The organism is Flavobacterium sp. LM5, assembly GCF_002017945.1.
Classification (GTDB): domain Bacteria; phylum Bacteroidota; class Bacteroidia; order Flavobacteriales; family Flavobacteriaceae; genus Flavobacterium; species Flavobacterium succinicans.
In genome coordinates this window covers 1,581,577-1,603,851 of sequence record NZ_MUFX01000001.1, presented here as the reverse complement: position 1 = coordinate 1,603,851, position 22,275 = coordinate 1,581,577, and the positions used below count along the sequence as shown (strand labels likewise).

Genomic DNA, 22,275 nt, shown 5'->3' with positions numbered 1-22,275 from the left:
TTTTACTATTTTTTTTGTAGTCCGTAAAGGAATCGAACCTCTGTTACCAAGACGAAATCTTGGCGTCCTAACCCCTAGACGAACGGACCTTGTTCTCCTAAGTTGTTTTTCAATCTTTCAAAATGAATTAGTAGCCCGTAGCGGAATCGAACCGCTCTTACATGGATGAAAACCATGCGTCCTAACCGATAGACGAACGGGCCATTATCCTTCTTAAGTTCAGGATGACTTTTTAACCTTTAATATGTAGCCCGTAGCGGAATCGAACCGCTCTTACATGGATGAAAACCATGCGTCCTAACCGATAGACGAACGGGCCATTATCCTTCTTAAGTTCAGGATGACTTTAATCTGCAAAGAAATTGTAGCCCGTAGCGGAATCGAACCGCTCTTACATGGATGAAAACCATGCGTCCTAACCGATAGACGAACGGGCCTGCTTCTCTAATGCGGATGCAAAAATACAACTATTTTTTAAACGTACAATAGTAGAGGCTAAAAAAAATATTTTTTTTAATATGCTTTCGCAAAAAACACTCTTCCAACAGAAGAATTCCCAGTAAACACACAGCTTCCGGACTCTTCGACTCTATCCAAAGGAATACATCTAATAGTCGCTTTGGTCAATTCCTTAATCTTCTCTTCTGTTTCAGCAGTACCGTCCCAATGTGCCGCTACAAATCCACCTTTTTGATCCAAAACAGACTTAAACTCCTCAAAACTATTTACTTCCGTAATATGAGATTCTCTATAGGCTAAAGCTTTATCAAATAAATCGATTTGAATTTGCGCTAAAAGATTCTGAATGTAATTTTCAATTCCATCGCCAGAAACCACTTCTTTAGTCAAATTATCTCGCCTTGCTACCTCAAAAGTTCCGTTTTCAAGATCTTTTGGTCCAACCGCAATTCGAACAGGAACTCCTTTTAATTCCCATTCAGCGAATTTAAATCCAGGTTTCTGCGTGGTTCTGTCATCATACTTAACACTAATATTAAGTTTGCGTAACGCAGCTGAAATAGTAGCAACAGTAGCCGAAATAGCTTGCAATTGCTCTTCTGACTTATAAATAGGCACAATCACGACTTGTATTGGCGCCAAATTAGGAGGCAACACCAATCCTTTGTCATCAGAGTGCGTCATAACTAAAGCCCCCATTAATCGGGTTGAAACTCCCCAAGAAGTCCCCCAAACATATTCTTGTTTCCCTTCAGCATTGGCAAACTTAACATCAAAAGCTTTGGCGAAATTTTGCCCCAAGAAATGTGATGTTCCCGCTTGCAATGCTTTTCCGTCTTGCATCAAAGCTTCGATGCAATACGTTTCCTCGGCACCAGCAAATCTTTCGGTTTCCGTTTTAAATCCTTTTACCACCGGAATAGCCATAAAATCTTGTACAAAATCAGCATATACATTCATCATTTTTTCAGACTCTTCTATAGCTTCTTGTTTTGTAGCATGTGCTGTATGCCCCTCTTGCCATAAAAATTCAGCTGTTCTTAAAAACAAACGCGTTCTCATTTCCCATCGCACCACATTAGCCCATTGATTAATCAATAAAGGCAAATCACGATACGATTGTACCCAACCTTTGTAGGTAGACCAAATGATTGCCTCACTAGTTGGACGAACAATAAGCTCCTCTTCTAATTTAGCATTAGGATCCACTATTAGTTTACCTGGTTTATCAGGGTCATTTTTTAATCTATAATGCGTAACTATAGCACATTCCTTCGCAAAACCCTCTGCGTTTTTCTCTTCTGCCTCAAACATGCTTTTTGGCACAAACAAAGGAAAATAAGCATTCTGATGCCCTGTCTCTTTAAACTTACGATCTAATTCGGCTTGCATTTTTTCCCAGATTGCATATCCATAAGGCTTAATAACCATACAGCCTCTAACTCCTGAATTCTCGGCTAAATCTGCTTTAACCACTAGCTCATTATACCATTTTGAATAATCTTCTTCTCTTGTAGTAAGGTTCTTGCTCATATTGAATTGTTTGGCACAAATTTTGTTTTAATACTATTTAACTAATAAGTAACGCAAAACTAACTATTTTTGTATTGTTCAACAATAAAAAATCCCATAGATATGAAAACAACCCTTTTTTCCCGAAGAAATACAAGCCAATTGACTCTTATTGGATTTTTAACCTTACTAATTACCTCATGTGGGTCTTATCAAAACAGCTCCTATTACGAATCTGATGGTGTGTATGGCACAAGTTCGCCCAGGGTAGTTTATAATGCACCCCAAAACAATTCTGGAACTCAATATCAAGAATATTTTAATTCATTACAAAACAATGAAAACTCTGATGATATTTTTACTAATGTAGAAAATTACAATAGTTACAACGATAGTAATGACAGCATACAAGCGCCTTCTACAGGATACGCAAGTTGGGGAAGCAGTCCACAATCTACAACCATATACATAAACGACAACGGTTGGAATAACTGGTATGGCACTGGTTGGGGATGGGGCATGAACGGCTGGCATGGTGGCTGGGGATGGAACAACTGGTACAGCCCTAACTGGGGATGGAATATGGGTTGGGGATGGAACAACTGGTATGGTCCAAACTGGGGATGGAACAACGGATGGAACAACGGATGGAATAACGGACATTGGGCAAACCAAAATCGTTATACCAATTACAACTATAATTCTAGCAGAAGAAGCTCAGGATACACTAATGGATACAATACTTTAAATAGAAGTGGTAACAGAATAAGTTCTAGCAATTATACTAGTAATGGTGCAAGAAACAGAAGAGGCAGTACGACTTTTAACAGAAATAATAATACAACCTACACATCTAGTAACTTTTCCAACAGAAGAAATAGCAGTAGCACTGCTAATCCCGGATATTCTACCAATAGAGTAAATCAACAAAACAATTCTACTTACACAAGAAACAATACCAGAAGCGAAAGCCGAACTTACAACAACAACAGTTCAAATAATACTTCAGGAAACAGAGGCAGTAACTACACTCCTACCCGCTCCTATTCTCCAAGTTCTTCAAGCGGAAGCATGAGATCATCTGGTGGTGGCAACGGCGGCGGTATGAGAAGCTCTGGCGGAGGTGGTCGTGGTGGCCGAGGTTAAAAATACACGAGTTAAATGTTGAATTTTTGATAGAAAAACTAAACTAGAAAATGAAGAATAATTTTATTGTAATTGCCTTAGCACTCATGGTTTCATCAGTACATGCGCAAGAAATTAAAGACGCTTTACGTTACTCGGTAGATAATTTGAATGGAACCGCTCGTTATAGAGCGATGGGAGGAGCTTTTGGAGCGCTTGGCGGAGATCTATCAGCTATTAATTCGAATCCTGCGGGTAGCGCGGTATTTGCTAACAACCAAATTGGAATCACCCTTACGAATTATAGCACTGAGAACAATTCTAATTATTTTGGAACCGCAACAAGCGCATCTGAAAACACATTTGATATAAATCAGGCAGGTGGCGTTTTCATTTTTAAAAATCAAGCAAAAAATGCCAATTGGACAAAAATTGCTTTTGCTGTTAATTATGAAAACACCAATAATTTTGACAACGAACAGTTTTCTGCAGGCACCAATCAAAGGAATTCGATTGCAAACTATTTCTTAAACTACGCCAATGGAATTCCGCTAAACGTTATAAAGAACGGATACTATTCGCAATTAAACAATGCTGAGCAGCAAGCTTTTTTAGGCTATCAAGGATACATCATCAATCCCGTAAGTGAGGATCTCAACAATACTAGTTATACTTCGAACGTACGCGAAGGCGGAAATTATTTCCAAGAAAATAGCGTTTATAGTACAGGATACAATGGAAAACTGTCTTTTAACTTTGCTTCCTCGTATAAAGATCGTATTTATATTGGCGTTAATTTGAATTCACATTTTTCAAATTATACGCAATCACAACGCTTTTATGAGGACAACAACAATACATTGACCAATGTAGAACGTATTAAAAGAATGCGCTTTTCGAATGACTTACTGACTTCGGGAACAGGATTTTCGTTTCAACTGGGCGCCATTGCGAAAGTTACTGATGGATTACGATTGGGCTTGGCGTATGAATCTCCCACATGGATGAACTTGAGTGACGAATATTCACAAAGCCTTAGCTCGGTTCGAAGCAGTCTTTCGGGTGAATTAGCACCAACTCTTGTAGATCCAAGGGTGACTAATTTTTACGAACCGTATCGCATACAAACACCAAGTAAATTTACAGGAAGTGCGGCGTATGTATTTGGAAGAAAAGGATTGATTAGTGTAGATTACAGCCTTAAAGATTATAGCAACACCAAATTCAAACCTTCAAACAACAGCTATTTCAGCGATTTAAATAGATCCATGCAGGCTGATTTGAGCAATGCGGCCGAACTAAGAATAGGTGCCGAGTATAAAATTAAGGCTTTGAGCCTGAGAGCTGGATACCGTATGGAAGAAAGTCCATATAAGAACAATACAACCATAGGTGATTTATCTAGTTATTCCGGCGGATTGGGTTATAATTTTGGCTCCACACGAGTAGACATTTCTTACTCTTATGCCAAAAGAAACTACCAACAAGGACTCTTCAATACTGGCTTGACTGATGCGGCAAGTATTGATGTGATCAATAATAATGTATCCTTAACTTTATTGTTTGAATTATAAAACAAACTGTATGATAATAAAAAGCGAAGTCTAAAATGGTAGGCTTCGCTTTTTTTTTGCTGGTAAAGAAGCAACCATGCCGGTCTTTAGCCCCGGTAGGAGCAGCATCCTTTGCTTTTTTTTTCAAAGCAAAGATATAGCGGATAACGGGACTTTGAGAATAAAGAAGCCTATTGATGCTGCTTCAAAAACCAACCTAAAGATTTTGTGCGACGTTTTTTACTATTAAATAAAAACTAAAGCTATAAATAATTGGTCCAAAAGCAGGCTTTTTTGAAGATCATAGCAATTGAAGTAGAAAAAAATGTAATTTTGCCGTTTCGAAGAAGAAAGAGTAAAATTATGAGAACAAAGTCATCAAAAAAGAACAAAATTAATGTCATTACTTTAGGTTGTTCTAAAAACGTATATGATAGTGAGGTCCTTATGGGACAGCTTCGCGCCAGTGGAAAAGAGGTAACGCATGAGGCGAAAGCGGCCGATGAGGGTAATATTATTGTAATCAATACGTGCGGATTTATTGACAATGCCAAAGCTGAGTCGGTAAACATGATTTTGGAATATGCTGATAAAAAAGAAAGAGGACTGGTAGACAAAGTTTTTGTAACCGGTTGTTTGTCTGAAAGATATCGCCCTGACTTAGAAAAAGAAATCCCAAATGTGGATCAGTTTTTTGGCACTACTGAATTGCCTGGATTATTGAAAGCACTTGGAGCCGATTACAAACACGAGTTATTGGGTGAGCGTTTGACTACAACACCAAAAAATTATGCCTATTTAAAAATTTCGGAAGGATGTGACAGACCTTGTAGTTTTTGTGCCATTCCGTTAATGCGAGGTAAAAACGTTTCGCAAACTATTGAAAAATTAGTTAAAGAAGCCGAAGGTTTAGCCAAAGATGGTGTAAAAGAATTAATTTTGATTGCGCAAGACTTGACGTATTACGGACTTGATTTGTATAAAAAACGTGCACTTGGTGATTTATTAGAAGCTTTGGTAAAGGTAGAAGGCATTGAATGGATACGTTTGCATTATGCTTTCCCTACTGGATTCCCGATGGATGTATTGGAAATCATGAAACGAGAGCCAAAAATTTGTAACTATATTGATATTCCTTTGCAACATATTTCGGATAGCATTCTGAAATCAATGCGTCGAGGAACTACTCAAGCAAAAACTACTCAATTGTTAAAAGATTTTAGAGCGGCTGTACCTGGAATTACAATTCGTACTACATTAATTGTAGGTTATCCTGGTGAAACTCAAGAGGATTTTGACACTTTGAAAGATTTTGTTCAAGAAATGAAATTTGACAGAATGGGTTGTTTTGCTTATTCACACGAAGAAAACACGCATGCTTACTTGCTAGAAGACGACGTTCAGGACGATGTAAAACAAGATCGTGTAAACGAAATTATGGAATTACAATCGCAAATATCTTGGGATTTGAACCAAGAAAAAATAGGCAAAACGTTCCGTTGTATTATTGACCGCAAAGAAGGTGCTCATTTTATTGGAAGAACAGAATTTGACAGTCCTGATGTTGACAACGAAGTTTTAATTGATGCATCAAAACATTATGTTAAAACTGGAGAATTTGTTTTGGTAAAAATCACCGAAGCTACCGAATTTGATTTATACGGAGAACCAGTATAATTGTTATATTTGATTTTAAAAAACACAGTATGCAAAAGGGATTATTTTTAGTTTGTTTAGGATTAGGTCTGTTTTTTACGCAAAACAGTTGGTCACAATATTACAACAATGGCTATGGTAATAATGGTTATGGCAACAATGGAAGAATGGGACAAATGAACCAAATGAGTCAACTCCCTTCACAGCAAAGTGCACCAAAACCACCTTCTAATGACGAGACCGCTTCAAAAGTTATGGAGCGCCTCAAACCAGAATTATCGCTTGATGCCTTGCAAGAAATTGCGGTAAAGAATATTCTGATTGAAAGTCTAAACGCCCAAGGTGTTATCATAAAAAAAGAAACCTCTAACGAAAGTAAAGGAGAAGATTTAAAAGTAATTTCAGAAAATACCGATCGTAAAATTCTAGAATTACTAAATCCGGACCAAAAAGAGATCTACAAAAAAATCTCATCTGAAGGTTTCAAAAAGAAAAAGAAAAAATAAAGCAATTATTGACTAACCAAACCCAAAAAAATGATGCTTAAAAAAATTATAGTACTTTTTACGGTTGGATTTATGCTTTATTCTTGCGGAACCAATCCGTATAAAGAGAGTAATAAAGCTTATGAAGAGCAACTGAAAATTTTACAACAAAAACTGGCAGAAAAAGAAGCTATTACTTTAAAAAAAATAGAAACTACCAGTACATTAGATACCCTTTTTACCAAGCAAATTAATGCTATAAAGGATTCTATTTCCAAAACAAATCCAGCGGCTTTAGAAAACACGCTTACAGAATGGGTGGGAACTGTAAATTTCAACCTAAGAAAACCCAACTTTGTGATTATTCATCACACTGCACAAGACTCCTTGCAGCAAACTATTAAAACATTTACATTGGCTCGTACCAACGTGAGTGCACACTATGTAATTTCAGACGATGGAAGAGTAATTCAAATGTTAAACGATTACTTAAGAGCATGGCATGCTGGTAATGGGATCTGGGGAAAAAATAGCGACATCAACTCTTCTTCCATTGGGATTGAGCTAGACAACAATGGAGTTGAACCCTTTTCACAAGCACAAATCAATAGTTTGTTGGCATTATTAAACAAATTAAAAAAAGACTATAATATTCCGACCCAAAATTTTATTGGTCATTCGGACATTGCTCCTACTCGAAAAGTAGATCCAAGTGCTTTATTTCCGTGGCAATTATTAGCCGAAAAAGGATTTGGCGTTTGGCCTGACGCCGTTGTAGAAAATGCACCTACTGATTTTAATGCAGAAATGGCCTTAAGAATAATAGGATACGATACCAAAAACTTGAATGCTGCCATTAAAGCCTTCAAACTTCACTACATAAAAACGGAGGTAGACGCTGTTATCGATCAAAAAACATTAAACGTACTTTACGCTGTTTATAAGAAACAGTTCTAAATTCATTACAATAAAAGAGGCTTTAGAACAATTCAAAAGCCTCTTTTTTTTATACTAAAATTTAAACCAAGCATAAGGTTCATGCTCAAAATCTAATGCTCTTGGTAAACCATCACCAGGTGTTATTTTTAAAGCTGGGAGAATAGAAGGATTGGAAGGATAGCTCTTTCCATTGAACTGTACTATTCGATATTTTCCTCCACTAAAAATAAAAAGATCATTCCAGCCGTTGGTCATGTTACTATCAATAACCACAGGATAATCCGATACGGTAAATTTGGTAATCACATTGCCTTGATTATCTAACAATAACTGCGTACAGCCGCCTGAGCCACAAAAGTACGAACCTGTTAAACCTACTAAAATTTCTTTTTTACCGTCTTCATTTAAATCATATTCGAAGAAAATAAACTTTTGACTCAAATCAGAGACAATATTCTTTGCCAAATCATCTTTGTACAAATCCTTAATAGTTAATCGGATTAAATCTGCTGTTTTCAAATTAGAAGAATTAATTCCATAACTACCAGCTGGAATGGTATCGGTTGGGTCTGGATCTACCAAAGCTTCTGTTTTTGAAGAATCTACCGCAACTGTTGTAGTATCAGTAATTGATTCCTCTGGTTTTGCTTCTTTTTTACAGGAAGTTATTCCAAAAAAGGCCACAATGGCTAGAGTTATTATTGCTTTTTTCATAGGTGTGTTTTTTTATATAAAAATTAGTTTTCAATTGTATAGTTTTAATCGTGTGAGCACAAAAATCATTCCACTTTATAAAAATTATTCTTTATCTAAATTTTCATCATTGTTATTAGAAACATTGGGCCGAATATGCAAATCTTGCTGTGGAAAAGGAATTTCTATGCCGTTGGATTTAAAAGCTACATCAATAGCTATAATGAGATCATTGCGAACATCATTCCCAAAATTAAAATGAGGCACCCAATATTTTACAGCAAAATCTATAGAACTATCATTGAATTTAGTCACCCAAACCATCGGAGCTGGATTTTTTAATACCAATTCATGTTGCATTAATATCTCTATCAAAATAGTTTTTACTTCATTCAGATCTGAACCATAAGCTACACCAAGATCAATCTCAAATCTTCGGCGATTACTACCCATAGTCCAATTTACCAAATGTTGACTCAACAAATCTCCATTTGGAATTATCACATCGGCTCCATCCCAAGTAGTAATAACACTACTTCGAATTCCAATTGATTTCATTTTTCCAGTCTGCCCACCTACTTCAACAATATCATCCAAATTGATGGGTTTTTCAAAAGCAATGATTAATCCGCTAACTAAGTTGTTAATTACATTTTGTAAACCAAAACCAATACCCACACTCAATGCACTAATCATCAATGCTATTTTATCCATAGGTATTCCCACTGATATGAAAGCGATTAAAACACCAATGGTGATTATAGCAATACGTATCAGCAATAACCAACTGCCTAAACCTGATTTTGGTGTTCCATTGTTTGCTCCTTTATTATCGGTGGTTAAAAACGAAACAATTTTGGCACTTAACCCTGACATGAATAAAATGAAGAAAAATAAGAATATCGCGTTAAATGAAAACTTGAATTCGCCAAATTGTTTTTCTTCATAAAAAGCCTCGGAAATAGGCTCTATAAAACTTTGAAAACTATAGGAATTTCTACTTATTAAAACATACCAAGCTATAGCAAATAAAACATAAATAAAACTTGGTACTTTAAAACTCTCCCCTTCTTTTTCTTCTGCTAAAAGCGCATCTTCTTCAGATTGTGATAAATATTTTGAAAAGTTTAAAATATCTAAACTTAAACCAAATGACCAAATTAATTGGTAAGCGATTAAAATTGTAAAATAACCATAGGTCATTAAAATTTTGGATAAATTATAACAATTTGCAAATGATAAGACCATAGCACTGAATTCAAAAACCATAAATACCAATAATGCAATTACAAAACTTTTTTCTTGTATTTCTTTATCCTTTTTCTTTCTGTTCAAAAACACATAAAGTCCTAAAGCAAGTCCTATAACACTTAAAAACAATACGAATCGAGACTCTGATACAGTATAGAGCAACAATAAATTATCTTGAAAAGCCAAATTATTGAGCACAAAAAATGCTATCCAAATTAAAAACAAATATTTACTAACCGACTTGTATAAAATAAGCGTTAGTGCTAATCCAGCGATAATCCATAAAAAGGCACTAAATACAAACGGTGGTGAAGGCAAGAAAAACTGAAAAATAGAAATCATAATCAATATAGAAGCTGCCAAAGGATAATTCAAAACGTTCCCTGGGTATTTTAAATTCTCATATAAGTTTGCCCTCTTATATTTGCTTCTAATGACTCTTAAATAAAGTGTGAGCCCAATAATAAAGAGAAGTAACAAGGACAAAATCCCTGTTTGATTGGCAAAATAAAATATAAATAATAAATATCCTTTTGTAAAGGAATGCACAAAATTCTCAACAAATGACAAACTTTTCTCTTTTGCATCAACAATATCTGGCGAAATTGAGTTAACCTTTTCACTTAGTTTCTTTCTAGCGTTATTTACAACAGCTAAATCTGACTCCAAACTAAATTTGAACATTTTTCCGTTAACCTCTAACTTTTGGATGCTATCAATAGCATTTTTTAAATTAGTATTCGCAATATTTAAATCTTTAGCCATTAATACCATTCGCTGATAATAATTTTTTTTTGCAGCTTCTTGAGCAGGGATTTGATAAAAAATCTTATCTGTAGCTAAGGAATCCATTCTTCTTTGAATTTCACTCAAAGATTTATTATTTGATGAAATTCTATCTAATTGATAATCAGTTCTTTTAAGCAATTCTTTCAACAATAGAGAAGTTGTTGTTAAATCCCTAGCTGTCTGCATCTTACTTACATTCTGCACGATGCCTTTTACTGATTTTTCTTTCCATTCTACTAATAATTCAAGTTCTTTGGTAAAGCCCTTATAATCGATACCTTCTTTCAGTATGGTATTTGCTTTCTGAATTTCCTCATTAAGCAAATTAAAACTACTATTTTGCTTATTGGTCAACACATTAAACTCGTAGTTTGTTTTATTCTCATTTAAACTCTCTGCATTTAATTGTTGCATAAGTGCATCCAATTGTTTGTTCTCTTTGGCTAAAGTATCCTTATTGACAGCTTCTTTTGTTTGACCAAAAGCAATTGAATTCAAAATAAAAAAGAATACAACATAGGTACTTTTTGAATTGAAATAGAAAAAATCGGTAAAGGGCCTTTTTTTGCTGTTTTTCATAAAAAATTGCATCATAGTATAAGATTAAATAAAAACATAAGTAGTATCAAAAAAACACCTCTCATAGTATCTTTTGAGATATAAATTACAAAATTTATCATAAAAATAGTTAAAAAAACAAAACCACAACTATTTCATAATGAATAAAATATAAAGAATCTAATGATTACAATCGTTAATAAAAATCAAAAAACAAAAGAGATTACAGTAGATTGATTTAATTTTACTAGCTAATTCAGTATTTCAAAATTGTATCCAATTTAGAGAAATACTATTATCGCATTCAAAAAATGGTCTTAAATCTCAACAAACTATTTACCAAAGAATTACCTGCCGACACTGACACCAACAATGTTCCTAGACAGGTGTACAATGCTTGCTTTTCGTATGTATCACCCAAAATCCCTTCAAATCCATCGATAATTCACGTTGTGCATCAAATGGCTGAAGAAATAGGTTTGAATAAAAATGATATTGAAGATGAGGATTTTGTAGCTTTTTTTTCAGGAGCAAAAATTTACCCAAACACTCAACCGTTTGCCTTATGCTATGCAGGTCATCAATTTGGGAATTGGGCAGGTCAATTAGGTGATGGAAGGGCCATAAATTTAATGGAAATCAACCATAAAGAAAAAAACTTTACCTTACAATTAAAAGGTGCTGGACCAACCCCCTATTCCAGAACAGCAGACGGATTGGCAGTTTTACGCTCCTCCATTCGGGAATACTTATGCGCAGAAGCTATGCATCATCTTGGAGTACCTACCACTCGATCACTTTCATTGGTTTTAACTGGAGACGAAGTGCTTAGAGACATTATGTACAATGGGAACCCCGCTTATGAAAAAGGAGCCATCGTATGCCGAGTTGCTCCTAGTTTTATTCGCTTTGGAAATTTTGAAATTTTTGCCGCTAGACAAGATCATACGAATCTTAAACTATTGGCTGATTTTACAATACTGCATTATTTCCCATCGATAAAAGTAACAGGAAAAGAAAAATACATCCAATTTTTTGAAGCGGTTTCTAAAAGCACATTGGAGATGATTCTTCACTGGCAAAGAGTAGGTTTTGTTCACGGAGTTATGAATACAGATAATATGTCAATTCACGGAATTACCATTGACTATGGTCCTTATGGATGGCTGGAAGACTATAATCCCACCTGGACACCTAACACCACTGACAATCAAAACAAAAGATATCGTTTTGAAAATCAACCCCAAATTGGTTTATGGAATTTGTATCAATTGGCCAATGCCTTATATCCTTTAATTGAAGAAACTCAACCGCTGGAAGCTATTTTGGATGCTTACACCAAAGCGTATGATTTAAAATACCTCCAAATGATGCAATCAAAATTGGGATTACAAATAAACGATAAAGAAGATCGCGACTTAATTCAAGAACTTATTGACGTACTTCAAGCCATAGAAACAGATATGACTATTTTCTTTAGAAACTTGAGTTTAGTACTTAAAAATGATACTCCAGAAACTGCTTTAACAAAAATTGAATTTGCCTTTTATAATGCTAATGATTGTAATGAAAGTATTGCTCTGAAATGGCACAATTGGTTCACTAAATATAGCAACAGACTTCAACTAGAAACATTCTCTGATGCAGAAAGAAGTTCCGCTATGAATCAAGTTAACCCAAAATATGTCCTTCGCAATTATATGGCGCAATTGTCTATTGATGCCGCTGAAAAAGAAGACTATTCTATACTAAAAGAATTGTTTGAACTTTTACAAAAACCTTACGAAGAACAACCCGAATATGAAAAGTGGTACGCTAAACGACCCGATTGGGCAAGAGTAAAGATAGGTTGCTCTATGCTTAGTTGCAGTTCATAAAAAAAGGAAGCATTACGGCTTCCTTTTTCATTTAAAAATCATTTTTTACTTTGAGAAAGAGGTCAACAACTCCGTTTTCTCAATCTTGCCATTCTTAGCATAGGTTTCTTGCTTCACCATACCTACTCCTTTAGCAACCCATTGCTTAGTAGTACCTTTTTTGGCAAAAAGCAATTTAGTATCTGTTGTGGCCGTAATAATCATACAGTCAAAAGTACCTGCAGGAACGGTTATTTTCTCTTGCCCAACTACCTTTCTATCCAAGGTTTTAAAATACATATTCATATTCATTGCTGAGGATTTTACAGCAATATCAATTTCACTATCTGGTAATGTCTGACCAACACTTAAATCTAGCGGTGACTCAACATCTTTACCAGAAACATCTACTGTAATGTTGGGGTCTTTCATATTAGATTTTAATTGATTGCTTACAATCTTTTTCTGATCCATGATAGCTACCTTACCATCACAAGTGATATCGTACTCGGTATTCAAGGTTTCCTTTCCTTTGGAATTGGTCACAAGATGAATGACAACTTTGCCTGATGAAGCATCTTTTACCAAAAAACTAGAAACTGCCTCTACCTCATTTTTTTTATCATAGGCAGTAATTTCATATTTAGCTCCTTTGTGGGCAGCAAAATATCCGTCACACGGTTTTTGTCCAAATACCAAAGTAGTTGAGTATAATAAAACCAGTACTAAAAAACCAAATTGATGCAATACTTTTCGTTTCATATTATTTCTTTTAAGTTGATACACAAGCAAATATAACTTTTTAAAAAGAAAAAAAGTTGAAAAAATAGAAATATTTACAGCACGATTACCTCATAAAACATAGCCAGCATATGATTTCAAAATCATTTACTACTATTAACAACCTGAAATCAAATTATAATTATGAAGCGGTGTCAAAAAAAACTCTTTTTTATACGCTATCAAAAATCAAATGGATAGTTTTGCATTTTATAGAACAAAATCAAAATCCTTAAAATAAAATAAAGATGAATCAAGAGATTATCAATGCTTTTGAGGTTATAAAAAATGGCGGTATCATTCTTTATCCAACGGATACGGTTTGGGGCATTGGTTGCGATGCGACGAATCCTGAAGCCGTGGCCAAAATATACCAACTCAAACAAAGAACCGAAAGCAAAAGTATGATTTGCCTTATGAATGGGGAAAAAATGATGTACAACGTATTCAAGGAAATTCCCGAAGTAGCTTGGCAAATTCTAGATTTATCCGAAAAACCAACAACTTTAATACTAGATAACCCAAGAAATGTAGCTCCAAATCTTATTGCCGAAGACCAATCCTTAGGAATTCGATTGGTAAAAGAGCCTTTTTGCTTTAAGCTATTGGAGCGAATGAAGAAACCGTTAGTTTCTACTTCTGCCAATATTTCTGGTCAACCCACTCCATTATCTTTCAAAGAAATTAGCCCAGAAATTATAAAAGGCGTAGACTATGTTGTAAATTTGCATCACGAAAAAATTGCAGGAAAACCTTCTACGATTATTAAATTGACGAACGATTCTCAAGTTAAAGTGATTCGAAAGTAATTTTTTTGCCACAGATTCGCAGATTTTAGAAATAGAAGAAATTAATATGATTTTATAATTTATGGCTCAATATTTATTTGAAAAAGAAACCTATAAAATAATAGGAATTCTATTTGAAGTACATAAAAATCTAGGAAAAGGATTTTCTGAAATTGTTTACAAAGATGCTTTAGAATTTGAATTTAATATAGCTAACATTCCATTTGAAAGAGAAAAGGAATATGTCGTCAATTATAAAAACACCATTTTAAAACACAAATTCTATGCTGATTTTGTAGTTTTCGATAGTATTATTCTTGAAATAAAATCCTGTGAGTCTTTTAATAACAATCATATTTCTCAATGTTTAAATTATTTAAAAGTGTCTAAAACTAAATTAGCACTTTTAGTAAATTTCAATAAAACATCTTTAGAACACAAACGAATAGTAATGTCAAAAAATTAGCTGAAAATCATAATTTTTAATACAAAATCAGCGAATCTGCGGTAAAAAATCGTGGTAAAAACAAGATATGAATTATAAATCAGCACTTAACAATACAATATTCGAAGTAATATCGAAAGCTTCCCAAGAACTAAACATAGATAGTTATGTAATTGGTGGGTTCGTTAGGGATTTACTTTTAAAAAGAGGCACTAAAAAAGACATCGATGTGGTGGCTGTAGGCAGTGGCATCGAATTGGCGCTCAAAGTTTCAGAACTTTTACCTAAAAAACCAAAGGTACAAGTGTTCAAAACTTACGGAACTGCTATGCTCCGTTTTGAAGATACCGATATTGAATTTGTAGGTGCCAGAAAAGAATCCTATACCCACGATAGCAGAAATCCTATCGTAGAAAATGGAACCTTACAAGATGATCAAAACCGCCGTGACTTTACCATAAACGCCTTGGCTTTGTCTTTGAATCCATCTAACTTCGGAGAACTCTTAGATCCCTTTGCTGGTATTTCTGATTTAGAATCTAAAACAATAAAAACTCCGCTTGACCCAGACATCACCTTTTCGGATGACCCGCTAAGAATGTTGAGAGGCATACGTTTTGCGACGCAATTAGGTTTTGAAATACATCCAGAATCCTTAGCTTCTATTACCAAAAATGCAGAAAGAATAAAAATAATTTCAGGAGAACGCATTGTTGAAGAGTTAAACAAAATTCTTCTGACTGAAAAACCTTCTTTGGGTTTTTTATTGCTTTACAAAACGGGATTATTAGAACTGATTCTACCTGAATTAACCGCCTTGAATCAAGTAGAAGAGATAGAAGGACACACGCACAAAAACAACTTTTATCACACACTTGAAGTAGTCGATAACATTTGCCCGAACACAGATGATGTTTGGTTGCGATGGGCTGCTTTATTGCACGATATCGGAAAAGCTCCAACGAAACGCTTCAACAAAAAACAAGGATGGACGTTTCACGGTCACGAGTTTTTGGGTGGTAAAATGGTTAAGAAAATCTTCGAAAGATTGCATATGCCCTTGAATCACAAAATGAAATTTGTACAAAAAATGGTAGTGATGAGTTCTAGACCAATTGTCTTGGCGCAGGACACTGTTACCGATTCAGCAGTACGTCGTTTGGTTTTTGATGCAGGAGAAGATGTAGAAAACTTAATGACACTTTGTGAAGCCGATATCACCACTAAAAATCCAAACAAGTTCAAAAAATACCACAGTAATTTTGAAATTGTACGCAAAAAAATTGTAGAAGTTGAGAATCGTGATCATGTTCGGAATTTTCAACCTCCAATCAGTGGTGAGGAAATAATGGAGCTCTTCAATTTAAAACCATCAAGAGAAATTGGTGTTTTGAAAGAAGCTGTAAAAGAAGCCATACTCGAAGGAGAAATCCCGAACGAATACCAAGCAGCTTACGATTTTATCCTGCAACGCGCCTCAAAAATGGGACTGACAAAAAATTAAGTATAACTTGAAACATTAACTTTTGTTCTGTGTTTGAATCAAAAGTTAACCCCTAATTTTGCATCAAATTTACTACGAAAATGAATTCAAATAAATCCGTAATCTATTGGCTCCTTTCAGGTTGCTTTCTTTTGTTTATTATGGTCACTGTGGGTGGCATCACACGTTTAACCAACTCCGGATTATCCATGACTGACTGGCATTTGGTAACAGATACCTTTCCTCCGATGAGTGAAGAAAAATGGCAAGAAGCCTTCAATGAATACAAGAAATTTCCAGAGTATCAAAAAATTAATATTCATAATGATTTCCAATTGTCGGACTATAAGTTCATTTACTTCTGGGAATGGTTTCACCGTTTTATTGGTCGAATCATCGGGATGGTGTTTTTAATTCCTTTCTTTTATTTTTTAGCCAAAAAAAGATTAGACAAATCTACTATCAAAAAATGCATTGTTCTTTTGTGTATGGGAGGATTCCAAGGCTTTTTGGGTTGGTTTATGGTAAAAAGCGGATTAATCGACAATCCAGATGTGAGCCATTTTAGACTGGCGTTACACCTTACTTTTGCTTTCATCACCTTTGCTTATACCCTTTGGGTGGCTTTGGATTTAATTTATCCTAACAAAGACAACTTTTATCCTCAGTTGAGAACTATTGCTCGATTTGCCTTTGTGTTTTTGATTATTCAAATCATTTACGGAGGTTTTGTTGCAGGACTCAACGCTGGATTAATTCACAACCATTGGCCATTAATGAGCGATGGGCAATTCATTCACGATAGTGTATTTATCGAGAAAAACAGTTTTATTATGAACTTGATTGAAGGAAAAAGCGGCGTGCAATTCGTGCATCGTACTACCGCTTATCTGGTGGTGGCTTTGATGGTTTTGCTGTATTTCAAAAGCAAAAAATACAGTTTGTCAATTGCGCAACAAAATGGACTCAACGCGCTTGTCATACTTGTTTTTGTGCAATTTGCACTAGGCGTTTTGACTTTGTTGTATAGCGTACCCCTTTGGTTAGGATTGGCGCACCAAATCACGGCTTTCTTTTTATTGACAGCCATGACTTACACGCTACACCGTTTCACTAAATAAGAAAAAGAGATGGCTTAATACACCATCTCTTCTCTTTCAAAAGTAGGTAAAACGATGTGATTTATGTTTTGCTCCATCCATTGGCTCTCTAACAAATCTGCCCAAGCATTCATATATTTTACCGTATCTGACATCACATTTCTATTGAAAGAAGTCACACCAGCTTTCGCTAAAATCTCAGGATTGGACAAGTTTTCGAGTTGTCTCAAGTCAGAAGCTGTAAATCCAAACTCAATCATTCTGCCAATGATTAAATCCATAGGATAACCACTCGTTGGGCAATAATCTATAACTTGTTCCGACCAATCACCGCGTTTTTGCAAGGCAAATTGTTGAATTTCTGCTCTGGTAAACGAAGTTATATTTTGTGCCAAATGCCCACAATTACAACTTCCCATATGACCCCATTCATAACGACCGCTACTTGCAATTTGTTTCGCTGTTTCTCTAAGGGCTTGAATTACTTTTAAATTTGGTGCCGCCATAATACAATAAATTTGGTTTTTTAATACCATAAAAGTACTAAAACTCGAAACGCGCTTTTTTTACTTTAACACAAAGTAAACTATTGTTTAGGCTACTATTCCGCTTAAATAGAGCTACTTTTGCACCTCGACTATATTGTCCTTCCCTTTTTATTCACTATTAATGTCTAAACTTGCTGCACAAGATAAGTTCTTCGACCTCTCCGATTATGGTCGCCCTTTTGGTAAATTCCTTGCACAACAATTAAAAGAAACCCGATTCACAGCTATTCACGTAACCCTACTTTTTGGCCTTTCTGGGTTAATTGCCATTTTTTGCATACTCACCAATCATTACTTTTTGGCTGCCTTTTTCATTGTATTAAAATCAGGAATTGATGCTGCAGATGGTGAATTAGCGAGACTAAAAAACAAACCTTCATTCGTTGGTAGATACCTCGATAGTGTCTTTGATATCATCTTAAATTTTATGATTATTATGGCCATTTGTTGGGTTTCAAAAACGACATTTTGGTATGCGTTTGCCGCTTTTTTGGGCATCCAATTACAAGGAACTCTGTACAATTATTACTACGTAATTTTGAGACATAAATCGGTTGGAGGAGACAGCACTAGTAAAATTTTTGAATACAAAACACCCAAAGCTTTACCTGGAGAAACACAAAAATCGGTGACTCGTTTGTTCCGAATTTATACAATCGTTTATGGCCTTTTTGACAAAATAATTCACGCTCTAGATAAAGAAGCTTACAAAGTAAAAACGTTTCCAAATTGGTTTATGAGCTTGTTATCTATTTATGGTTTAGGGTTTCAATTGCTAATTATTGCCGTGATGTTACCGTTGCATCTTATTGAATATATAGCTCCGTTTTTTATTGCTTATACACTTATGGTTTTTGTTCTTATATCTATCAGAAAACGATTTATTTGCGAATAAAAGCCTCATAGATAAATCCTATAACAAATATCTAAATAACTAATAACCAGTATTTTTAACTGTTTTTATCTAAACTAAAAAATAAAGTCAATTCTTAACCAATCCAATTTTTGAAATCGGCTACTTTTTCTCGGCTTACTATCACCTCTTCTGCTTTATAAGTAGGCAAAATAATTTTCAAACGGGAGTTGCTGTACACCACAATCTCCTTTATAGCTTTTAGTGGAATGATAAATTTTCGGCTGATTCTGTAAAAAGCAGCAGGGTCTAATTCTTGCTCCAAAACCTCTAAAGTGGTCTCCAAAAGATAATCTCTGTTATCGAAAGTATGCAAATAGGTTCCTTTATTTTCGCTGTAAAAACATTCAATTTCATCCACTGAAATCACTTTCAAATGTTGCCCAATTTTTAGTGTAAATCGCTTTTTATAATTTTTCTCAAATGGGTTGGTCAGCATCTTTTTGATAGCTTCAAAATCTAACGCAAGAGAAGGATTTTCAGGTGCCTTTTCTGGCACTCGAGATTTGTATTTATTCACTGCAATTTCCAAGTCATCTTCATCGATGGGTTTGAGTAAATAATCAATACTGTTGAGTTTAAAAGCACGCAAAGCATATTCGTCATAAGCGGTGGTAAAAATGATAGCACTCTTAATTTCGACTGCTTCAAAAATGGCAAAAGACAAGCCATCCGATAATTGAATGTCCAAAAAAATAAGGTCGGGATGGGGATGGCTCGAAAACCATTCGATAGCCTCTTCTACCGAGTGCAACAACACGGTTACATTGATTTGTAGTTTTTCGAGTTTACGTTGCAACAAACGCGCTGCTGGTTTTTCGTCTTCGATTATTATAGTAGTCATTATTTGAGGTTAGAAGTTAGAGGTTAGAAGGCAGAAATTAGAAGGCAGATTGCAGAAAGCAGATTGCAGAAGGCAGAAGGCAGAAGGCAGAAAACTGAGAACTCAGTACTGAAAACTGAGAGCCTAAAACTGAAATCACTTCCACTGTTGTTGTTTTTCATCTTCTTCCTTTAAAAATTCCTCCATTTTTCTTTTCTCCCAATCTTTGCCTAAAAACAAATCTTTCCCAAAAACAGAAGCTCCGTGTGCTACCAATCCAATGCCCCAAAAGAAAGCGGTATTGAGTGTTTGCCAACTCCAAAAATTGGTATCTAATGAATCCAAATGTCTTGCTCTCATAGCGATTAATCCGATATTGACTAAAACATACACTATTAGATGCACATAAAATCCTTTTATTTTTTGCACTCTTTTAAAAGCGCTATCGTAACGCTCTTCTTGAGTTCTGTCTAAAAATGAATCGTATTTGTTTTGATTATTTTCCATGATGTTTTTTATTTTAATTTATTTCCAATCGTTTCTGGATTGTTTTTCTTTTTCCATAAACTCTTTGATTTTTTGCTCTTCCCATTCTTTGCCAAAAAAAGGCATCCAATTGAACACTTTCATCGCGTGAAAGAACACGCCTACACCCCAACCTAGTAAAGGCCAAAAAAACCATAAATATCCTGGCGAGGTCAACAAATTAATTACTGCTAAAAATATATTCACTACAATGTAAGAGGTCAAATTTCCATAAAACCCTTTTAAATCCTCTACTCTTTTCTTGGCTTGATAATATCTGTCTTCTTCTTGAAAATTCGTTTCCATAATTATTTCCAAATTTGTTTTTCGTTGTTCTTTTCAATCATTTTTTTAATTTGCTTTTCTTCCCAAGATTTACCCAAAATAACTTCGGTAAAAAACAATTGAACCGCTTGAATAGCAAAAAAGGTCGTCCAAATCGCCATCACAAAACCGTTGATGTAACGAATGGGAAAAAAGTTCAAAGGTGCACCATAATACGTTTTCAAAACATAGATTACTACGCCTAACATAAAAAATATCATGTGAAAATAAAAATCTTTCAGTTTTTTAACTCTCTCTTTGGCCATTTGAACCAAAGCTTCTTGTTCTTGATTAGTATCTATTCGTTCCATCTTTATTTCCATTTTTGTTGTTCGTCTTCTTTTCTTAAAATCTCTTGAATTTTTCGTTCTTCCCAGCTAGAGCTGTAACCAAAAACTTTGAAACCGTGCATAATCAAACCGAATCCCCAGCCTCCAGCGGAGAACCAAAACCAATGAAATTGTGGGACAAAAGTAAGATTCACATAAATTAAAATGGGAATCACTACACAATACGAAATCAGGTTGCCATAAAATCCTTTTAATTCCTCTACTCTCTTTTTTGCGCGGTAGTACGCATTGTTTTCTCTGTAATTTAATGTCGTCTCCATAACAGTTATTTGTTGGGTTAAAATGGGTATTTTAACGGTAAAAGTTTGTTCGTTTTGTTCAATCAGTACTTTTCGTTTGGTAATGATTGCGTATCGATTGATGATGTTTTGTAATCCAACGCCTTGTCGGTCTTGCAATACTTCTTTCTTTTGAAAATCATTCTGAATCACCAAATAATCATTTTCAATATATATTCGGATGTGTAGAGGTCTTTGCTCGCTTACCACATTGTGTTTTACGGTGTTTTCTAATAACAATTGCAGTGAAAGCGGCACTACTTTGGCATCTGGATTTTGAACTTCGGCAGTCACCTCATAAAACAAACTGTTCTCAAAGCGCATCTTTAGCAATTTCATATACGTAGTTGCAAAACTCAATTCCTCGGCTACCGATACCAATTCTTTATCTTTTTGTTCCAACACATAGCGGTAAATTTTAGACAAAGAAGTAGTGAAACGTTGGGCATTATCTGGATTTTCCTCAATCAGCGAGCTTAACACATTCAAACTATTGAAAAGAAAATGTGGGTCGATTTGATTTTTTAAGGTTTCAAATTTAGCCGAAGCTGTTCCTGCAATAATCTTTTGTTCGAATACTTCTTTTTTAGAAGCTTGTTTCCAGTTGAGCATAAAACTTCGTGCGTGCATAAAGGTCGAAACTCCCAAAGAAAGAATGATATAAAACATATGCACCCAAACCATTCTGTTGTTGAAAAACTCCGAAATTTCTAGTTTTTGAAACACTACGAAAGTCAAATAGTCAATCCCTAAAACTACAGGAACGGTATACAAAATGGTGCAAAAAATCCCAAAATACACTCTCAAATTGGTTTGCTCTAACCAATTCCATCTGCGGTCCAAAATATCATTGATGAGTCCGTTTCCAAAACCAATTCCGTAAGAATATAGAGCACTAACTAAAAAAGTGGTGAGTAGACTTTGAGGACTGAAATCCCCTTGCAACAACGAAAAAACAAGCGTAAATACCAGTGTAATCTTTAAGCAATCGATAAAACCTTTTTTGATTACTTCTAGCGTGCTGTTTTTTTGTTTTTCCATT

Annotated in this window: 21 protein-coding genes and 4 tRNA genes; 11 read left to right on the top strand and 14 right to left on the bottom strand. The window is 34.9% G+C overall.

Translation table 11 applies throughout. The features are described from left to right. Positions 1-17: 17 nt before the first annotated feature. The 5 genes from BXU11_RS06845 to proS all read right to left on the bottom strand — a co-directional run bounded on the left by BXU11_RS06845 (position 18) and on the right by proS (position 1,992). Positions 18-89, bottom strand: a tRNA-Glu gene (locus BXU11_RS06845). Positions 90-131: 42 nt separating this feature from the next. Further along, positions 132-203: transfer RNA gene (locus tag BXU11_RS06840), tRNA-Glu, on the bottom strand. A gap of 44 nt (positions 204-247) precedes the next feature. Beyond that, positions 248-319: transfer RNA gene (locus tag BXU11_RS06835), tRNA-Glu, on the bottom strand. 46 nt (positions 320-365) lie between these two features. Next, positions 366-437, bottom strand: a tRNA-Glu gene (locus BXU11_RS06830). Positions 438-513: 76 nt separating this feature from the next. Next, positions 514-1,992 carry a proline--tRNA ligase gene (gene proS, locus BXU11_RS06825; protein WP_078211501.1) on the bottom strand — a complete coding sequence of 493 codons (1,479 nt, stop codon included), beginning with the start codon at positions 1,990-1,992 and terminating at the stop codon, positions 514-516. Between the two features lie 102 nt (positions 1,993-2,094). On the opposite strand from proS, the gene BXU11_RS06820 reads away from it, so the two are divergent. The 5 genes from BXU11_RS06820 (at position 2,095) to BXU11_RS06800 (ending at position 7,747) form a co-directional block, all read left to right on the top strand. Beyond that, a complete protein-coding gene (locus BXU11_RS06820) occupies positions 2,095-3,117 on the top strand; it encodes a hypothetical protein (protein ID WP_078211499.1) in 1,023 nt (340 codons plus the stop codon). A gap of 50 nt (positions 3,118-3,167) precedes the next feature. Continuing rightward, positions 3,168-4,670: an OmpP1/FadL family transporter gene (locus BXU11_RS06815; RefSeq protein WP_078211497.1), complete on the top strand. Its 1,503-nt coding sequence runs from the start codon at positions 3,168-3,170 to the stop codon at positions 4,668-4,670. Positions 4,671-5,012: 342 nt separating this feature from the next. Next, entirely contained in the window at positions 5,013-6,326 is a 1,314-nt protein-coding gene (rimO, locus tag BXU11_RS06810; protein WP_078212136.1) for a 30S ribosomal protein S12 methylthiotransferase RimO, read from the top strand. Positions 6,327-6,355: 29 nt separating this feature from the next. Further along, positions 6,356-6,811: a hypothetical protein gene (locus BXU11_RS06805; RefSeq protein WP_078211495.1), complete on the top strand. Its 456-nt coding sequence runs from the start codon at positions 6,356-6,358 to the stop codon at positions 6,809-6,811. A gap of 33 nt (positions 6,812-6,844) precedes the next feature. After that, positions 6,845-7,747: an N-acetylmuramoyl-L-alanine amidase gene (locus BXU11_RS06800; protein WP_078212134.1), complete on the top strand. Its 903-nt coding sequence runs from the start codon at positions 6,845-6,847 to the stop codon at positions 7,745-7,747. 54 nt (positions 7,748-7,801) lie between these two features. On the opposite strand, the gene BXU11_RS06795 is transcribed toward BXU11_RS06800, so the two are convergent. Together BXU11_RS06795 and BXU11_RS06790 are read right to left on the bottom strand one after the other, a co-directional pair. Next, positions 7,802-8,443, bottom strand: coding sequence for a hypothetical protein (locus tag BXU11_RS06795; protein ID WP_078211493.1), 642 nt, complete (start codon positions 8,441-8,443; stop codon positions 7,802-7,804). Positions 8,444-8,527: 84 nt separating this feature from the next. Continuing rightward, positions 8,528-11,056, bottom strand: coding sequence for a mechanosensitive ion channel family protein (locus tag BXU11_RS06790; protein WP_078211491.1), 2,529 nt, complete (start codon positions 11,054-11,056; stop codon positions 8,528-8,530). Between the two features lie 275 nt (positions 11,057-11,331). Here BXU11_RS06790 and BXU11_RS06785 point away from each other — a divergent pair, with 275 nt between their 5' ends. Beyond that, positions 11,332-12,897 (top strand): YdiU family protein, encoded by a 1,566-nt coding sequence (locus BXU11_RS06785; RefSeq protein WP_078211489.1) that lies wholly within the window; start codon positions 11,332-11,334, stop codon positions 12,895-12,897. 45 nt (positions 12,898-12,942) lie between these two features. On the opposite strand, the gene BXU11_RS06780 is transcribed toward BXU11_RS06785, so the two are convergent. Next, positions 12,943-13,638: a hypothetical protein gene (locus tag BXU11_RS06780; protein ID WP_024981110.1), complete on the bottom strand. Its 696-nt coding sequence runs from the start codon at positions 13,636-13,638 to the stop codon at positions 12,943-12,945. Positions 13,639-13,904: 266 nt separating this feature from the next. Between BXU11_RS06780 and BXU11_RS06775 the strand changes: the two genes are divergently transcribed. The 4 genes from BXU11_RS06775 (at position 13,905) to BXU11_RS06760 (ending at position 17,493) form a co-directional block, all read left to right on the top strand. Beyond that, positions 13,905-14,465, top strand: a complete 561-nt coding sequence (locus BXU11_RS06775) for an L-threonylcarbamoyladenylate synthase (protein WP_078211487.1) — start codon at positions 13,905-13,907, stop codon at positions 14,463-14,465. 61 nt (positions 14,466-14,526) lie between these two features. After that, entirely contained in the window at positions 14,527-14,910 is a 384-nt protein-coding gene (locus tag BXU11_RS06770; RefSeq protein WP_078211485.1) for a GxxExxY protein, read from the top strand. Positions 14,911-14,977: 67 nt separating this feature from the next. Further along, positions 14,978-16,393: a CCA tRNA nucleotidyltransferase gene (locus BXU11_RS06765; protein ID WP_078211483.1), complete on the top strand. Its 1,416-nt coding sequence runs from the start codon at positions 14,978-14,980 to the stop codon at positions 16,391-16,393. An 80-nt stretch (positions 16,394-16,473) separates the two neighbouring features. Further along, a complete protein-coding gene (locus BXU11_RS06760) occupies positions 16,474-17,493 on the top strand; it encodes a COX15/CtaA family protein (RefSeq protein WP_078211481.1) in 1,020 nt (339 codons plus the stop codon). A gap of 14 nt (positions 17,494-17,507) precedes the next feature. Here BXU11_RS06760 and BXU11_RS06755 read toward each other — a convergent pair whose 3' ends face one another. Next, complete coding sequence (locus BXU11_RS06755) at positions 17,508-17,978, bottom strand: hypothetical protein (protein ID WP_024981114.1); 471 nt, start codon at positions 17,976-17,978, stop codon at positions 17,508-17,510. Between the two features lie 163 nt (positions 17,979-18,141). Here BXU11_RS06755 and BXU11_RS06750 point away from each other — a divergent pair, with 163 nt between their 5' ends. Next, positions 18,142-18,915, top strand: coding sequence for a CDP-alcohol phosphatidyltransferase family protein (locus BXU11_RS06750; RefSeq protein WP_078211479.1), 774 nt, complete (start codon positions 18,142-18,144; stop codon positions 18,913-18,915). Positions 18,916-19,009: 94 nt separating this feature from the next. Here the strand turns inward: BXU11_RS06750 and BXU11_RS06745 are convergent, their stop codons facing one another. The 5 genes from BXU11_RS06745 to BXU11_RS06725 form a co-directional block, all read right to left on the bottom strand. Further along, positions 19,010-19,777 carry a LytTR family DNA-binding domain-containing protein gene (locus BXU11_RS06745; RefSeq protein WP_078211477.1) on the bottom strand — a complete coding sequence of 256 codons (768 nt, stop codon included), beginning with the start codon at positions 19,775-19,777 and terminating at the stop codon, positions 19,010-19,012. Between the two features lie 135 nt (positions 19,778-19,912). After that, on the bottom strand, positions 19,913-20,263 hold the full coding sequence (locus tag BXU11_RS06740; RefSeq protein WP_078211475.1) for a 2TM domain-containing protein: 351 nt from the start codon (positions 20,261-20,263) through the stop codon (positions 19,913-19,915). Positions 20,264-20,281: 18 nt separating this feature from the next. Then, a complete protein-coding gene (locus BXU11_RS06735; protein ID WP_024981118.1) occupies positions 20,282-20,587 on the bottom strand; it encodes a 2TM domain-containing protein in 306 nt (101 codons plus the stop codon). Between the two features lie 2 nt (positions 20,588-20,589). Beyond that, positions 20,590-20,916, bottom strand: coding sequence for a 2TM domain-containing protein (locus tag BXU11_RS06730; RefSeq protein ID WP_139363452.1), 327 nt, complete (start codon positions 20,914-20,916; stop codon positions 20,590-20,592). Positions 20,917-20,918: 2 nt separating this feature from the next. Continuing rightward, complete coding sequence (locus tag BXU11_RS06725; RefSeq protein ID WP_078211471.1) at positions 20,919-22,274, bottom strand: histidine kinase; 1,356 nt, start codon at positions 22,272-22,274, stop codon at positions 20,919-20,921. Position 22,275: the final 1 nt, after the last annotated feature.

What these genes read in the sequence shown, in the direction of transcription:
- BXU11_RS06745 (WP_078211477.1), bottom strand. Translation starts at nt 19,777, where the DNA reads ATGACTACTATAATAATCGAAGACGAAAAACCAGCAGCGCGTTTGTTG.
- BXU11_RS06790 (WP_078211491.1), bottom strand. Translation starts at nt 11,056, where the DNA reads ATGATGCAATTTTTTATGAAAAACAGCAAAAAAAGGCCCTTTACCGAT.
- BXU11_RS06775 (WP_078211487.1), top strand. Translation starts at nt 13,905, where the DNA reads ATGAATCAAGAGATTATCAATGCTTTTGAGGTTATAAAAAATGGCGGT.
- BXU11_RS06725 (WP_078211471.1), bottom strand. Translation starts at nt 22,274, where the DNA reads ATGGAAAAACAAAAAAACAGCACGCTAGAAGTAATCAAAAAAGGTTTT.
- BXU11_RS06740 (WP_078211475.1), bottom strand. Translation starts at nt 20,263, where the DNA reads ATGGAAAATAATCAAAACAAATACGATTCATTTTTAGACAGAACTCAA.
- BXU11_RS06820 (WP_078211499.1), top strand. Translation starts at nt 2,095, where the DNA reads ATGAAAACAACCCTTTTTTCCCGAAGAAATACAAGCCAATTGACTCTT.
- rimO (WP_078212136.1), top strand. Translation starts at nt 5,013, where the DNA reads ATGAGAACAAAGTCATCAAAAAAGAACAAAATTAATGTCATTACTTTA.
- BXU11_RS06795 (WP_078211493.1), bottom strand. Translation starts at nt 8,443, where the DNA reads ATGAAAAAAGCAATAATAACTCTAGCCATTGTGGCCTTTTTTGGAATA.
- BXU11_RS06760 (WP_078211481.1), top strand. Translation starts at nt 16,474, where the DNA reads ATGAATTCAAATAAATCCGTAATCTATTGGCTCCTTTCAGGTTGCTTT.
- BXU11_RS06805 (WP_078211495.1), top strand. Translation starts at nt 6,356, where the DNA reads ATGCAAAAGGGATTATTTTTAGTTTGTTTAGGATTAGGTCTGTTTTTT.
- BXU11_RS06800 (WP_078212134.1), top strand. Translation starts at nt 6,845, where the DNA reads ATGCTTAAAAAAATTATAGTACTTTTTACGGTTGGATTTATGCTTTAT.
- proS (WP_078211501.1), bottom strand. Translation starts at nt 1,992, where the DNA reads ATGAGCAAGAACCTTACTACAAGAGAAGAAGATTATTCAAAATGGTAT.
- BXU11_RS06755 (WP_024981114.1), bottom strand. Translation starts at nt 17,978, where the DNA reads ATGGCGGCACCAAATTTAAAAGTAATTCAAGCCCTTAGAGAAACAGCG.
- BXU11_RS06785 (WP_078211489.1), top strand. Translation starts at nt 11,332, where the DNA reads ATGGTCTTAAATCTCAACAAACTATTTACCAAAGAATTACCTGCCGAC.
- BXU11_RS06730 (WP_139363452.1), bottom strand. Translation starts at nt 20,916, where the DNA reads ATGGAACGAATAGATACTAATCAAGAACAAGAAGCTTTGGTTCAAATG.
- BXU11_RS06770 (WP_078211485.1), top strand. Translation starts at nt 14,527, where the DNA reads ATGGCTCAATATTTATTTGAAAAAGAAACCTATAAAATAATAGGAATT.
- BXU11_RS06750 (WP_078211479.1), top strand. Translation starts at nt 18,142, where the DNA reads ATGTCTAAACTTGCTGCACAAGATAAGTTCTTCGACCTCTCCGATTAT.
- BXU11_RS06780 (WP_024981110.1), bottom strand. Translation starts at nt 13,638, where the DNA reads ATGAAACGAAAAGTATTGCATCAATTTGGTTTTTTAGTACTGGTTTTA.
- BXU11_RS06815 (WP_078211497.1), top strand. Translation starts at nt 3,168, where the DNA reads ATGAAGAATAATTTTATTGTAATTGCCTTAGCACTCATGGTTTCATCA.
- BXU11_RS06735 (WP_024981118.1), bottom strand. Translation starts at nt 20,587, where the DNA reads ATGGAAACGAATTTTCAAGAAGAAGACAGATATTATCAAGCCAAGAAA.
- BXU11_RS06765 (WP_078211483.1), top strand. Translation starts at nt 14,978, where the DNA reads ATGAATTATAAATCAGCACTTAACAATACAATATTCGAAGTAATATCG.